This is a genomic window from Halomicrobium katesii DSM 19301 (genome assembly GCF_000379085.1).
GTDB classification, from domain to species: Archaea; Halobacteriota; Halobacteria; order Halobacteriales; family Haloarculaceae; genus Halomicrobium; species Halomicrobium katesii.
The window spans coordinates 996,246-1,009,417 of sequence record NZ_KB905378.1 but is presented as its reverse complement, the minus strand read 5'-3'; the positions used below and the strand labels follow the sequence as shown (position 1 = coordinate 1,009,417).

The window sequence follows — 13,172 nt, the reverse complement described above, 5'->3', positions numbered from 1 at the left end:
TGCGTATCGGTAAGCGTCGCCACGGGGGAGACGCTCACCGCTACGTTGTGACAACCGTCCGTATCACCCGGGGCGGGGCGGATCGCGCAGATCGGGGTCGGCGATGTCGGTCCGAAAACGCACTGCGCCGTCCGCTCGGCGGACCCACCACCAGGTGAGCGCGATCCCGACCGCGAGCCCGAGATAGAGGATCAGTCCCCCCTCCGGGCCGAACGTGCCGCCGGTTACCACGTCGGCACCGGTCTGGCGGACCGAGAGGACGGTCCCCGGCATCGCGAGTCCGCTGACGGGGAAGCCGTACAGCGAGGACAGCGAGAAGTTCCACGTGATGTGGATCCCGATCGGGATTCCCAGGTCGTCGGTGACGACGTAGGTCGCCGCGAAAAACAGGCCGACGACGGTGATGTTGAGCGTGGAAAACAGCGTCGTGCTGGGGTTCGTCAGATGCAACAGGCCGAAGACGGCGCTGGTCACGGCCGCCGCGGCCGCGATCGCGCCCCGCTTGCCGACCGGTCCGACACCGCTCAGCCCCTCGGCAATGTTGTGCAGCAGGTAGCCACGCGTCAGCACCTCCTCGAAGACGCCGACGCCGACGAAAAAGAGGAGCGTGACGGGAACGGCGACCACGACCGGCAGGGCGACGCCGAGCTGGTTCGTCGGTCTCGCGACGAGCACGCCGTCGACAGCGATCAGCCCCAGGCCCAACTCGACGAGGAAGATCGCCGTCGTCATCGCGATCCCGACGGCGAGTCCGAACCCGAGGTTGCGCCACCAGCCGTCGCCGCCCAGTCCCAGTCCCGCGAGGGTCCGCCCGCCGAGCCACCACGAGAGCCCGACCAGCGTGCCCGTCCCGGCACCGTAGAACAACAGCGCTCCCACCAGAACCGCCCCGCCTGCGAGCACTGGCACCGTGAGCGGGATGGCCTGTACCGCCCGCTGACCGACGCCAGCGACCGCCAGCACGAACAGGAGCACCGGCAGTCCGACGAGCAGTCGCCAGCCCGCCCGCAGGCGTCGTTCCCGCGGGTTCACGAGCACGCGGCGTACCTCCGTGATGAGATCCGATCTCGCCATTGCCCGACGGTGGGGGCGGCGAGGGCAAAGTAGCTCCCCTTCTCCGAGCCCCTCATTCACCGGGTCCGATCGCCACGTTACGGCCACGTCGCCGGGTTACTCGCCGGTAACGGCGACGCAACGGAAACCCATATCAGCGGGCACCGCCATCCTCGCAGTATGACGAAGCGCCACGTCTCGCTGCCGCCGCTGGCCGAGGAGGGCCTGCGCGCGTTCATCGCCGAGGTCGACGAGCGCCTCGCGAGCGACGAGGACACCTGCGACGTCGTCGAGGACGTGCTGGTCGACCTCCACGGCGACCGGGAGGCCTACGAGCGATGGCAGTCGGGCGAGGACGTGTCGCCGGCCGAGCGGGTCCGTCTGCAGGGGTACGATCCCTGTAACGCGACCCTGGAGAGCGAGTACTACGCGGAGAAAGACGAAGACGCCTTTTCCGAGTCGAAGTACCTCCAGTGGCTCTGGCGGCAGTTCGACGCGACGCCGATGGCGGACAACGTCGAGTTCGCGCTGCGCTTTCGCCGGATGATCGCGGAGCACCTCTTCGAGGAAGTCGGCGACGGATGCCGGTTCTTCAAGGGAATCACGTTCACCTACGGCCACAACATCACCGTCGGTGACAACGTCGTGATCCACGACGACGTACACCTTGACGACCGCGGACGGTTGACGATCGGTGACCGCGTCTCTATCTCCGACGACGCACACGTCTACACCCACGATCACGATCCAGTCGACCAGACCCACGTCGACAACTACCACACGATCATCGAAGACGACGCCCGCGTCACCTACGACTCGATGGTCCGGGCCGGCGTCCGGCTGGGCGAGAACTCGGTTCTCGCGGCCAAGTCGTCGGTCAGCCGCGACGTGCCCGCCCACCACATCGCGGCCGGCACCCCCGCGGAGAGTGTCGCCATCAAGGACGGCTGGGAGTCCGTCGCCGACCCGCTCGACGGTGCCACCGTCGACCGGCGCGACCAGCGCAAACTCGACAGTACGGTCCCCGACGACGTCGCCCAGTTCGACGAGTTCGGTCGCGATCTGTCTCCGCCCGATCGGTGAGGGATCCGTTCGATGGGTAGTGTTCAGATAAGCGACTGCGTCAGTGGACTTGTAGACACCGAAAGCCCTCGTGCAGTTGCGGTCCCGGGACCCACGCTGCGCTCCAGTAGGTGCTTGCGGGGTCCGGGTTCCCGCAACTGCACTCGCCCTTTCATCCGCCAGGGTTCAGACGATCAAATAGCCGATACCTGGCGGATGAAAGGGCGAGGCGCGGTCGGCGGTTCTGCGGCGGCACTATCCGAGCGTAGTGAGGATATCCGCCACAGAACCGCCGAGCGGGCCGAGGGCTTTCGGTGCTTTACTTCCGCCACTCTCGATCTCTTATCTGAACACCGCCGTTCGACGGGACCCGCCGAACTATCGTCTCTGATACGGAAGGTTGTCGTTGCGCACCGGTGAGCGTCGCCACGGGGTAGACGCCCACGGGTACAGGCCGACAACCGTCCGTATGAGAACCTGCCGAAACAGCCAAGTTCCTCGGTACCGAATCACACGGTATGGGCGTGGTGTTCTGGCTCGTCGCGTACGTCCTCGGGTTCGGGCTCGTGCAGTTGCTGCTCTACCGGTACTTCCAGCGTGACGACCCCGCGCCCGACGCGACGCCGAGCCGAGTGGACACCGCCGCCCCGGCGTCTGTCGACGCGGGCGATCCCACTGGCGGCGGCCGCTGTCGCGAGTGTGGCACGCACAACGAGAACGACCCCGCGTTCGTCTACTGCCGGCAGTGTGGGGCCCGTCTCCAGTGATCGACGAGGTCGGTCACCGTCGGTCCGCCCGACGTGACCGTCGACGGGCCCGCCCTCGTTCAGTTCACGTCTGTGAGTTATCAGGCGTGAAAACGGAGCGAAAACACCTATTACGTGATTCGCTGTGACTAGCGGTATGCGACTCGAGAGTGGTGTGCCGGGATTCGACGAGCTCGTGGAGGGTGGGTTGCTGGAGAACCGGCTCTACGTGATCAGCGGTCCGCCCGGAAGCGGCAAGACGACGTTCAGCGCACAGTTCATCACCCAGGGAGCCAAGCGGGGCGAGGACTGTCTCTACGTGACGATGCACGAGACCAAAGAAGAGCTGATGCAGGACATGGCCGGCTACGACTTCGGGTTCGACCGCGCGATGCAGTCCGACGCGATCCAGTTTCTCAACCTCGTCACCGAGAGCGGCAAGCGGACCATCACCCAGTTCGGTTCCGAGGGCGGACTGACGAGCCGCCTCGTCGCCTTCATCGAGCAGAACAACGTCGAACGGGTCGTCGTCGACTCGACGATGTTGCTCCAGCACTTTCTGACGGACGTCTCCGAGGAGATCACCGGCTTTCTCTCGGCGCTGAAACAGACCGACGCGACCGTCTTGCTCATCTCCGAGATGACCGACCCCACCTCGTACTCCGACGAGCACTACCTCGCCCACGGCGTCGTCTTCTTCCACAACTTCCTCGATAGCGGGAGCATGACCCGCGGGCTCCAGGTCATCAAGATGCGGGGCACCGCCATCGACTGTGACATCCGACGGATCAGCTTCTCCGACACCGGACTCCGGGTCCACCCGAGCGAGAAAGTGGAATCATGAGCCTGTACCACGCCGAGTACGACGAGTGGGACGCCCTCGACAAGGACGAGGCCACCGAGCGGGCCTACGCCATCGGCGTCGCGGAGCGACTCGGCGAGTACAACCGCGAGGAACTGGAGGCCATCTACGACGAGATGGCGACCAACTACAACCGGAGCATGGTCGAACTCGCCTACCGGGAGGGCCGCCAGGAGGCCCGTGCGGCCGTCGAGTCGACGGACGCCGACGGCGACGCGGTCTGGGCGGACCTCGTCGAGGGCGAGACGATCCTCGTCGACCCCGACGACCGCCCGACCGGCGGTCGCGACGGGCTCCCGTCGGCGCTCGATCCGACCGAACTCCTCGATCGCCAGGACGTCGACAGCACCGAGGCGCTCGATCTACCGGACTTTCTCGATCGCTGACGCCCGATCCCCTACGAGCGTCGGACCGAACGGTTGGTGTCTTTCCGTGGGAGATAGACCACGAGGTAGGCGACGAAGAACACGCCCGTGACGCTGCCGAGCACGAGGTAGACCCGTACGTCCAACGCGAGCAGCAGGGCCGCGATCTCGTCGGCGGTCGCGAGCGGATCGGCGAGCCCGTAGACGTGAACGTACGCGGCCAGCGACACCCCGACGACGAGTAGCAGGTCGAAGACGTCCCGTTCGTCCATCACCCGCATTCGGTGAGGCAGGTAGTTAGCTCTTGTTGCCGAGCTGGTCGGCCACGATCTCGTCGGCGGCGTCGACGAAGGCCCGCTCTTCGCCCGCCGGAACGGTCGCGCCGGCCGCGATGTCGTGGCCGCCGCCGTCGCCCCCGACCGAACGGGCCGCCTCGCGCATCACCGCCGAGAGGTCCAGGCCCCGTCCCACGAGCGGGCCGGTCCCGCGCGAGGAGACTTTCGTCTCGTCGTCGTCCTTGCTGGCGAACGCGAGGATCGGCTTGTCGGCGTCCACGCCGGCCGTCCCCAGCGCCATGCCGGCGACGATGCCGACGATCGTCTCGCGGATCGCCGAGCCGGCGTCGAACCACTGGACGTTGTCCTCGTGGGTCACGCCCCGCTCCTGGATCAGCGTCAGTCCCTCCGAGAGGTTCCGCCGGTGGTTCGAGAGCAGCGTCTGGGCGCGGTCGAGCGCGGCCTCGCGGTCGCCGCGACACACCGCAAGGCCCACGTCGGCACGCTCGTAGCGGGCGGTCGCGTTCAGCAGCGTCGAGAACTCGCTGGCGTCGCGCAGCTCCGTCCCCGTCGGCTCCTCGGTCAGCGTGTACGTCGTGCCGATCAGCGTCTGGATGTCGTCGGCGGGCACGCCGCGCTCGACGGCCCGCTGGACCAGCGCGCTGGCGACGGTCTGGCGTTCGTCGTCGGTCAGGTCCGCCCACGTGCGCCACTCGCCGGACCGCTTCAGGTCGAGCCCGAGCGATTCGAGAAACCGGATCGCGCCGGCCTCGTCGTTGGAGATGCCGGGGATCGGGACCTCCGTGGCGTACTCCAGTAGCTTCGGCAGCGGCCGGGTCTGCTTGCCGTACAGCGTCAGGTCGGTCCCCTCTTCGAGGACGCCGGCCGCGACGCCCTCCTCGACGATGCCGGTGTTCGCGCCGACGAGTTCGCCGTCGACGGCCTGCATGTCACCGACAGCGCCGACGACGGCCAGACCGGCCAGGTCCCGGTTCCCGTCGGGTGGCTCGGTCTCGCCGACCTCGGCCAGCGCCCGCGCGAGGACGTAGCTCGCGCCCGCACCCGACAGCTCCGAGGCCCCGTCGAGGCCGACGAGCAGCGGGTTCAGGTGAAACTCCGTCTCGGCAGGGTGAGAGTCTGTCCCACTGGCAGACGGGCTCTGCTCGTCGACGACGGCCGGCTGGTGGTGGTCGGCGATCACGGGCTCGAAGTCGCCCGCTCGCTCGTGCTCGCTGATCACGTCGAGTTGCCCGCTGCCGAAGTCGGTAAAGAGGACGGTGTCGTACTCGCGGGCGGCGATCGAGGCGATCTCTGTCTCGTCGAGTTGCTTCTTGAACACGACCTCGAAGGGGATTCCCGCCCGCTCCAGTGCCAGCGAGGCGACGGCGGCACTGGTCAGGCCGTCGGCGTCGATGTGTGACGCCAACAGTACGCGATCCGCGCGACAGAGCCGCTGGGCGCACGCGGTCGCAACGTCGTCGAGGTCGGGGACTGGTCCCATCGGCGCGAGGTTGGTCCCTGATCGGGTTTAAATCTCCGGTCCATCTCGGCGAAAGAGTGGAGACGCTGGCCGACGAAGGAGACGTATGGGCTTCGGAAAGCACCTCGTCAACGGGATCGTCTCACTGATCGTCAGCGTCGGCGTCACGGTCGCATTGGCCGGCGACGACGACGGACCGTGGGGACTGGGCGAGGTGGCACTGGCGGTCGCCATCTCGTCGTTCCTCTCGGGCTTTTTCACCAGCTACTTCGCCGAGTAGTCGCGATCGGCCGAGACGGTCGCGGCTGGCCGAGACGGTCGCAGCTGGCCGTCTCGGGGCGGCTGCCTGCCCGTGACGAATAGCTTGCAGCGGTAGGGCCGACAGAATCAGTCGTCGGCCGGGGCCGACCCCTCGGAGTGAGTGCCGATGCTGGGCTGTCCGACGACGTCCTGGTTCGCAGCGACCCAGCGCAACAGCAGGAACGCGAACAGGTACTTCGCGCCGATGTCCAGCGCCGAGTACCCCCAGGACGTGAGTCCGACCGACTGGACCAGCGCCAGCCCTTCGATACCGACGGCCCAGATGATCGGGTAGCCCAGCCACAGGACTACCGTCAGCGCCCGTAGCGTTCCGAAGATCTCGTCGGTGCCCGCCGCCGTCGCGCTCTGTGGCCACTCGACCAGGATGGCGTACAGCACGACGAGGAAGAAGGCACAGCTGACGAGGTAAAACGCCCACCGGAGCCCGTACGATGACGTGATCAGCGCCGCGGCCAGTCCGGTCACGCACATGCCGATGTCGGCCGCGATCACGACGAACAGGTCGCCGATGTCGACATCCGCCAGGAGCCCCAGCGCCAGCAGGATCATCGGCGTCGACAGCGCCCACGTGAGGTATCGGCCCCACTGGCTCATGACCTCCTCGCCGGCCAGTGCGTGCCCCGCCGGCATCTCGATGAAGCCGACCGTCAGCCCCGAGAGCAAGCCGAGGTAACTGGAGATCGACACCAGCGGTATCATCAGCGTCGCCCCCCAGATGAGCTTCGCCCGCGGCGCTTCGACGTTGCGGCCCATGTACACGAACAGCAGGATCGCCAGCCCGGCGAGGGCGACGTTCGCCCACAGCGACGAACTCAACAGTACGTCGTTCTCGATCGCCGTGACCGCCTCCGACTGTGTGGCCTGCAAGAGGGTGGTGGTTGCTGACATGTATACAGTTCTATCGTCCGACTGACTTAAGTAGGCGATACCAAACCGGCAGTATCGGGTGCGTATTTTTACCGATGCGAGGAACGGAGCGATCCGTCGCCGACCACCTCGCGGACGGCCGCGACGTGGCCGCGCCGGTGAACGCATGCCCTCCTACGAGTACCGAACGATCGAGGTCGACAGCGAAGTGATGATCGCGGGGCTCGGCGGCGATGTCGCGCCCCCGATGGACGAGCTGAACGAGCTCGGTGCGGAGGGGTGGGACGTCGCCGCTCCGATCACCGACAAGACCGGGGAGACGGTCAGTCTCCTGCTCCAGCGCGAGGTGTAGGGACGACCCGGCCGGGCGTCTCGGCGTGCCCCGCGGCGGGGTCACACACAACCGATTGTCCTTTAGTCCCGGCGTCGCTGTAGTCGGGTATGGAACGCTTCGCCCCCGTCGACGACCAGTACGACCCCGCCGCGGTCGAGGAGCGGGTCTTCGAGTACTGGGACGATATCGACGCCTACGAGAAGACAGTGGAGCACCGGGCCGACGGCGAGGACTTCTTCTTCGTCGACGGACCGCCCTACACCTCGGGTTCGGCCCACATGGGCCACGCCTGGAACAAGAGCCTCAAAGACGTGTACATCCGCTACAAGCGAATGTGCGGCTACGACGTGACCGACCGGCCGGGCTACGACATGCACGGCCTGCCGATCGAGACCAAGGTCGAGGAGGAGAAAGAGTTCCGGAACAAGAAAGACATCGAGGCGTTCGGCGTCGAGAACTTCGTCGACGCCTGCCGGGAGTTCGCCGAGACGAGCCTCGAAGGCCTGCAGGAGGACTTCAAGTCGTTCGGCGTCTGGATGGACTGGGACAATCCCTACCGGACGGTCGAGCCCGAGTACATGGAGGCCGCCTGGTGGGGCTTTGCCAACGCTCACGAGCGGGACCTCGTCGAGCAGGGCCAGCGCTCGATCACCCAGTGTCCCCGCTGTGAGACCGCCATCGCCAACAACGAGGTCGAGTACGAGGACGTAAAGGACCCGTCGATCTACGTGAAGTTCGACCTTGCCGACCGCGAGGGGAATCTGGTCGTCTGGACGACGACGCCCTGGACGATCCCGGCAAACACCTTCGTCGCGGTCGACGACGAGGGGACGTACGTCGGCGTCGAGGCGACCCAGAACGGCGAGACGGAACTGCTGTACGTCGCCGAGCCGAAGGTCGACGAGGTACTCCGGGCGGGTCGGTACGACGACTACGAGATCGTCGAGGAACTGAGCGGCGAAGACCTGCTCGGCTGGGAGTACGACCACCCGCTTCGCGAGGTAGTGCCCGACGCACCCGACGGCGATGGTGCTGGACAGGTGTACGAAGCACCGTACGTCGACACCGAGGGCGAGGGGACCGGGCTGGTCCACTCCGCACCGGGCCACGGCGAGGAAGACTTCGAGCGCGGGCGCGAACTCGGACTGGAGACCTTCTGTCCGGTCGGTCCGGACGGCGTCTACGACGAGGCCGCCGGGACGTACGAGGGCCAGTTCGTCAAAGACGCCGACGGCGAGATCATCGACGACCTCGAAGCGCGCGGTCGGATGCTGGCCGCCGAGACGACGACACACAGCTACGGCCACTGCTGGCGCTGTGACACGGGTATCGTCCAGATCGTCACCGACCAGTGGTTCATCACGATCACGGACATCAAAGACGACCTGCTCGCCAACATCGGCGACTCGGAGTGGTACCCCCACGAGGCCCGCGAGAACCGCTTCCGGAACTTCGTCGAGGAGGCCCCCGACTGGAACGTCTCGCGACAGCGGTACTGGGGGACACCGGTCCCGATCTGGCTGCCCAGCGAGGACGCCGACGGCGAGCCCGTCGAGTGGAGCGGCGACATGGACGACGCCATCGTCGTCGGCGACCGCGAGGAGCTGGCCGACGCCGTCGACCAGGAGATCGACCCCGAGACCGTCGACCTCCACAAGGACACCGTCGACGACCTGACGATCACCGAAGACGGGGTCACCTACGAGCGGGTGCCGGACGTGTTCGACGTGTGGCTCGACTCCGCCGTCGCGACGTGGGGAACGATCGACTACCCCTCCGAGACCGAGGCCTTCGACGAACTGTGGCCCGCCGACCTCATCATCGAGGCCCACGACCAGACCCGCGGCTGGTTCTGGTCCCAGCTCGGGATGGGGACGGCGGCGGTCGGCGCGAGTCCCTACGAGCGCGTCGTGATGCACGGCCACGCGCTGATGCCCGACGGGCGCGCGATGTCCAAGTCCAGGGACATCCGCGTCGACCCCGGCGAGGTCATCGACGACTACGGCGCGGACCCGATGCGCGCGTTCCTCCTGTCGCTTGCCGCCCGCGGCGAGGACATGAACTTCTCGTACGACGGGACCGAGGAGATGCAGCGACGGCTCAACATCCTCTGGAACGTCTTTCGCTTCCCGCTGCCGTACATGCGGATGGACGGGTTCGACCCAGAGGCGACGACCGTCGACGACGTGACGCTGGACCTGGCCGACGAGTGGGTGCTCTCGCGGCTCCAGACGGTCGAGGCCGAAGCGACGGAAGCGATGGAGGAGTTCCGTCAGGACGACGCCATCGAGGGGATCCTCGATTTCGTCGTCGAGGACGTGTCCCGCTACTACGTCCAGCTGGTCCGCGAGCGCATGTGGGAGGAAGACGACAGCGAGTCCAAGCGGGCCGCCTACGCGACGCTGTATCGCGTGCTCCGCGAGGTCGTCGCGCTGCTGGCACCGTTCACGCCGTTCGTCGCCGAGGAGATCTACGGGACGCTCACCGGCGAGAGCGAGCACCCGACGGTGCACATGTGCGACTGGCCGACGGCCGACGAGGAGCTGCGAGATCCCACGCTCGAAGACGAGGTCGCCGTCGCCCGCGCCGTCGAGGAGGCCGGCTCGAACGCCCGCCAGCAGGCCGAGCGCAAGCTCCGCTGGCCGGTCACGCGCGTCGTGATCGACACCGACAGCGACGACGTCACCGCGGCCATCGAGGCCCACACCGACCTCGTCGCCGACCGGCTCAACGCCCGTACCGTCGAGATCGTCGGCGGCGGCGACGCCTGGGGCGAACTGGCCTACTCCGCGGAGGCCGACATGAGCGAACTCGGCCCGGCCTTCGGCGACGACGCCGGCCGCGTGATGAACGCGCTCAACGAGGCCCGCATCGACGAGGCCCACCTCGACACGCTGGAAGCCGCCGTCTCGGACGCGCTCGGCGAATCCGTCGCGCTCACCGACGAGATGGTGTCGTTCCGCCGCGAGACGCCCGAAGGCGTCGCGAGCACCGAGTTCGAGGCACTGGGCGGCCACGGCGTCGTCTACGTCGACACCACGCTCACGGAGGACATCGAGAGCGAGGGGTACGCCCGCGAGGTGATCCGCCGCGTCCAGGAGATGCGCAAGGATCTGGAACTAGACCTGGAGGAGCGCATCCGGCTGGATCTCGCTGTCGCCGACGAGCGCATCGACGAGCTCGTGCGCGAACACGAGCAGCTCATCGCCGAGGAGGTCCGCGCCGACGAGTTCGACGAGGTCGAGGACGGCCACCGCAAGACCTGGACGGTCGAAGGCGTCGAGATGGAGATCGCCATCGCCACCGTCGAGACCGCCGAAGCAGACGACTAAGACGGAGTATTGTAGATCTGTACCGGATCGACCGCACGACTGCGTGCGGTCGACCGGGGAAACGGTCACACTGCACCGAGAAGACGGATCACGACCGGCGGAAGCGCCAGCGGGGCGAGCAGCTATCACTCCTCAGTTCGAGCGTCGGTCGCGATACGCAGGGAGTAGGCGATCAGGAGGAGCCCGCCGAACTGGAGGAGACGGACGATCAGCCGGAACACGTTCTGGTAGCGAATCGAGACGATGCGGAACGTGAGGAGCCCCTGTCCAGCCAGCGCCAGGACGTACGTCACGCCGAAGAGCAGGATCATCCCGATCGAGAGATACCGCATCGAGGGGTCGTCGTTGCGTCGGAGCCCGCGATAGGCCTGGCCGCCGATGTAGAGGCCAACGAGGGCGGAGCCGGTCGCCGCCGCTCCGGCAGCGAGGCCGACGACGCCGGTGAAGTCGGTGAGCGCGCTGAAGACGTTCATCTCAGAGCTGTCCCCACATCCGCGAGAGCTCGTCGGCCGGGTCGCTCTCCGTCCGATCGATCGTCCAGTCCAGTTCGCCGTCGCGGATCGTCAGCTCGAACCGGTCGAGCGTCGAGACGTACACCGTCTCGTGGTGGCCGTCGCGGCGCGGTCGCGTTCGCTCGGCGAGGAGGGCACAGTCACAGAGCTCGTCGGCCCGGCGGTAGATCGACGACACCGAGAGATCGCAGTGCTCTCCCAGTTCCTTCGCCGACAGCGGTTCCGCACTCGTCGCGACGAGGATCGACCGAACGTGCTCGTCGTCGAGCAGGCCGACGACATCGGCAACGTCTGGCTCCTCGCTCACAGCGTTGTCTGACATACGTGGAACGTATGTGTTTACCCGGAGGTCTCAACAGCCGGCACAGCGTGAGCGCGTGAGATCATCTCATTGCTGCTGACGACTCGACGAAGCTCTTGGTAGGGATTGCGTCCCTGCTGGCGCCACGTCGCCAGCAGGGACAAGACCGTCTCGTGAACGAACATTCCTCGGTCATTCCGAAGCGTGCCGATGATTTTCCGGAGAACAACAGGTTCACGAAGTGCGTTCTCAGCCGTATTATTCGTCGGGGAGACCGCTGGCTCACCCACAAAGGTGAGCCAGTGGTCGATCCCACCTTCGATTTTCCCGAGCAGTGTTACCACTGATTCGGTGGTCACTGACCGCTCAACGAGCGATCTGAGTCCGTTCTGGCATGAGCGATGCATCTGCGCTCGTTCACGAGGACTCGGGTCGGTCTCCAGCCACGACTGGAGACCGACGAACATCTGCTTGAGATATCGGTACACCGGTTCTGCCTCCTCGTGGTCACTCGCAGCGTCTTCGGCTTCCCGGAAAAGATGTGCCCAGCACCGCTGAAGATTACTGCTGAAGGCTGGATACGCCGTCCATCCGTCACAGATGACCGTTCCCGCGAAGTCCTCGCCGAGGACTTCTGCGGGAACATCACTCCCACGACTCTGTCTAACCGCGTATAACGTGTGCTTGCCTGTCCGAAACGTCCAAATCCACGCTTGCTCACCGTCGCGTTTGACGCCTGTTTCGTCGATGTGAACCACGTCAGCATCTTGAATCTCTTGTCGGAGCTGCTCGTACTCGCAGCGACCGGCGCGCGCAGCGCGCTCGGTCGCGTGCCACGCGGACGCGCCCGACAACTCCAGTCCGTGTAGTTGCTCAAAGCGATCAGCGATCTTCCGGTGGGGAAGGCGATAATCGTACCGAGACAGTGCTGCTTGGGCGATGACGTTCACCCCGAACTGCCCCTCATCGGGGCAGTCGGGGTGAGTCGCAACTGTCTCCGTTCCACAGGAATGGCACTGGTAGCAGTGGCGGTTGTACTGGGTGACTTCCGGTGGCTGTGGGTCCGGGATTTCCTCGACGAGTCGGGGGCTGACGCCCACCGACTCGTCGAAGTGGTCGCCACACTCAGGACAACAATCGCAGGTGACCTCGACTTCTTCGTCGGGATCAGCTGTCGAACGCCACTCCGGGTCGTGACCGTCCTTCCGACCAGGAGTGCCACCGTCAGTTCGGACATCGTCGTCTTCGTCGTCTTGCTCGGTCGGGGACTCATCGGTCCCCGACCGTCGCTTACTGGGAGGCGTGTGCGGATTCTCGTACTTCCGCAGGCGTGTTTCGAGTTCTTCGATCCGCTCATCCTTCTGGTCGAGTTTCTCCTCTAACTCGTGGATTTTCTCCTCCATCTGGAGAAACCGTGAGAGAAGTTCGTCCTTGGTGAGATCGTCCTCGTTCACCACTCCCACCACGAATTGACACCAGCAGAGCCAACGGGATGGTCTCCGAGGAGCGGAGACCATCCCTGTGGAAACAAACTCACTCTCTGCTGACGGACCATGTGTCTGTCATAGACCACCTCCTACGAGACAGTGACGAAATCAGCTGGGGCTAAACACGTACCGTGGAACAAATAGCTTCCTCTCGGTCGTCCGAGGTCGTGTCGTC

Annotated in this window: 14 protein-coding genes; 7 read left to right on the top strand and 7 right to left on the bottom strand. The window is 66.0% G+C overall.

Annotated features, from left to right (window positions below):
• Positions 1 to 63 precede the first annotated feature (63 nt).
• Positions 64 to 1,074 carry a CPBP family intramembrane glutamic endopeptidase gene (locus HALKA_RS0105345; protein WP_018257008.1) on the bottom strand — a complete coding sequence of 337 codons (1,011 nt, stop codon included), beginning with the start codon at positions 1,072 to 1,074 and terminating at the stop codon, positions 64 to 66.
• A gap of 159 nt (positions 1,075 to 1,233) precedes the next feature.
• Between HALKA_RS0105345 and HALKA_RS0105340 the strand changes: the two genes are divergently transcribed.
• From HALKA_RS0105340 to HALKA_RS0105325, 4 genes are all read left to right on the top strand, one after another.
• Complete coding sequence (locus HALKA_RS0105340) at positions 1,234 to 2,136, top strand: acyltransferase (protein ID WP_018257007.1); 903 nt, start codon at positions 1,234 to 1,236, stop codon at positions 2,134 to 2,136.
• 497 nt (positions 2,137 to 2,633) lie between these two features.
• Entirely contained in the window at positions 2,634 to 2,882 is a 249-nt protein-coding gene (locus HALKA_RS0105335) for a DUF7577 domain-containing protein (RefSeq protein ID WP_018257006.1), read from the top strand.
• Positions 2,883 to 3,018: 136 nt separating this feature from the next.
• Positions 3,019 to 3,705 carry an RAD55 family ATPase gene (locus HALKA_RS0105330; protein WP_015762035.1) on the top strand — a complete coding sequence of 229 codons (687 nt, stop codon included), beginning with the start codon at positions 3,019 to 3,021 and terminating at the stop codon, positions 3,703 to 3,705.
• Complete coding sequence (locus HALKA_RS0105325) at positions 3,702 to 4,109, top strand: DUF8057 family protein (protein WP_018257005.1); 408 nt, start codon at positions 3,702 to 3,704, stop codon at positions 4,107 to 4,109. Before HALKA_RS0105330 ends, HALKA_RS0105325 begins: the two co-directional genes overlap by 4 nt.
• A gap of 11 nt (positions 4,110 to 4,120) precedes the next feature.
• Here the strand turns inward: HALKA_RS0105325 and HALKA_RS0105320 are convergent, their stop codons facing one another.
• Positions 4,121 to 4,360 carry a hypothetical protein gene (locus HALKA_RS0105320; protein ID WP_018257004.1) on the bottom strand — a complete coding sequence of 80 codons (240 nt, stop codon included), beginning with the start codon at positions 4,358 to 4,360 and terminating at the stop codon, positions 4,121 to 4,123.
• A 25-nt stretch (positions 4,361 to 4,385) separates the two neighbouring features.
• Complete coding sequence (locus tag HALKA_RS0105315; protein ID WP_018257003.1) at positions 4,386 to 5,864, bottom strand: RecJ family nuclease; 1,479 nt, start codon at positions 5,862 to 5,864, stop codon at positions 4,386 to 4,388.
• An 85-nt stretch (positions 5,865 to 5,949) separates the two neighbouring features.
• Between HALKA_RS0105315 and HALKA_RS21300 the strand changes: the two genes are divergently transcribed.
• On the top strand, positions 5,950 to 6,123 hold the full coding sequence (locus HALKA_RS21300; protein ID WP_018257002.1) for a hypothetical protein: 174 nt from the start codon (positions 5,950 to 5,952) through the stop codon (positions 6,121 to 6,123).
• Positions 6,124 to 6,230: 107 nt separating this feature from the next.
• On the opposite strand, the gene HALKA_RS0105305 is transcribed toward HALKA_RS21300, so the two are convergent.
• A complete protein-coding gene (locus HALKA_RS0105305; RefSeq protein WP_026190164.1) occupies positions 6,231 to 7,052 on the bottom strand; it encodes a bacteriorhodopsin in 822 nt (273 codons plus the stop codon).
• 145 nt (positions 7,053 to 7,197) lie between these two features.
• Here HALKA_RS0105305 and HALKA_RS0105300 point away from each other — a divergent pair, with 145 nt between their 5' ends.
• Together HALKA_RS0105300 and ileS are read left to right on the top strand one after the other, a co-directional pair.
• On the top strand, positions 7,198 to 7,383 hold the full coding sequence (locus HALKA_RS0105300; RefSeq protein WP_015762029.1) for a hypothetical protein: 186 nt from the start codon (positions 7,198 to 7,200) through the stop codon (positions 7,381 to 7,383).
• An 89-nt stretch (positions 7,384 to 7,472) separates the two neighbouring features.
• Positions 7,473 to 10,697, top strand: coding sequence for an isoleucine--tRNA ligase (gene ileS / locus HALKA_RS0105295; RefSeq protein WP_018257000.1), 3,225 nt, complete (start codon positions 7,473 to 7,475; stop codon positions 10,695 to 10,697).
• A 125-nt stretch (positions 10,698 to 10,822) separates the two neighbouring features.
• On the opposite strand, the gene HALKA_RS0105290 is transcribed toward ileS, so the two are convergent.
• The 3 genes from HALKA_RS0105290 to tnpC are packed head-to-tail and all read right to left on the bottom strand — an operon-like array spanning position 10,823 to position 12,964.
• Positions 10,823 to 11,170, bottom strand: coding sequence for a DUF7521 family protein (locus tag HALKA_RS0105290; RefSeq protein ID WP_018256999.1), 348 nt, complete (start codon positions 11,168 to 11,170; stop codon positions 10,823 to 10,825).
• 1 nt (position 11,171) lies between these two features.
• The gene (locus HALKA_RS0105285; protein WP_018256998.1) at positions 11,172 to 11,531 is read right to left on the bottom strand and encodes an ArsR family transcriptional regulator; all 360 of its coding nucleotides are present in this window, start codon (positions 11,529 to 11,531) and stop codon (positions 11,172 to 11,174) included.
• A gap of 17 nt (positions 11,532 to 11,548) precedes the next feature.
• On the bottom strand, positions 11,549 to 12,964 hold the full coding sequence (gene tnpC / locus HALKA_RS0105280) for an IS66 family transposase (protein ID WP_026190087.1): 1,416 nt from the start codon (positions 12,962 to 12,964) through the stop codon (positions 11,549 to 11,551).
• Between the last annotated feature and the right edge of the window lie 208 nt (positions 12,965 to 13,172).